Annotated in this window: 1 protein-coding gene; it reads left to right on the plus strand. The window is 44.0% G+C overall.

Annotated features, from left to right (window positions below; genetic code table 11):
* Window positions 1-832: Hpt domain-containing protein (locus A3739_RS27025; RefSeq protein ID WP_197472625.1), on the plus strand; the 832-nt coding region annotated here is incomplete at both ends.

Genomic DNA, 832 nt, shown 5'->3' on the forward strand with positions numbered 1-832 from the left:
AGTTTTGCCGATAGTGATTATGAGTATGTGTCCTCTGTTGCTCAGTCACTTGTTACAACAATTAAAAACATTCGTATGCGTGAAGTGATCGAAGAGCATAATCGTACTCTTGAAGCGAAAGTTGAGGAACGTACGGCTGCGCTTCATCAAAAGAACCAAGACATCGCAAATATGATGGCAAACATGCACCAAGGCCTATTTACAGTGACCGAAGGTGGTGTGGTGCACAAAGAGTATGCGGCGTATCTGGAGCAGATTTTTGAAACAGATCGTATCGCTGGACGAAATGTAAATGATCTTCTTTTCGCGAATACAACACTAGGCTCTGATGCGCGAGATCAGAACATTACAGCAGTTGATGCGATTGTTGGTGAAGACGAAATGATGTTTGAGTTCAACTCACATTGTCTTGTGAATGAGATGACCATTGGTTTCGATGATGGTCGTGAAAAAGTTCTCGAGTTGGACTGGGATCCAATCGTGAATGATGATGTGATCGAGCGTCTGATGATTACTGTGCGCGACGTAACTGAAATCCGTGCCCTAGAGCTAGCGGCGCAAGGTCAGAAGCGTGAGTTGGAATTAATTGGTGAAGTGCTTGCGATCGATGCAGCGAAATTTGCTGAATTCCTCCGTAGTTCTAAGCAGTTCATGGCGGCATGTCAGCAGGCTATTAAGAACAACGCTGGAAAATCTGCGGATGTTATTGCCGAGCTATTCAGAAATATGCACACCGTTAAGGGTAATGCGCGTACGTATGGTTTGAGTTATTTGACTGACGTAGTGCATGAAGTTGAATCTACTTATGATGCTTTACGTAATGATGATTCGC

It is taken from the genome of Oleiphilus sp. HI0067, assembly GCF_001635735.1.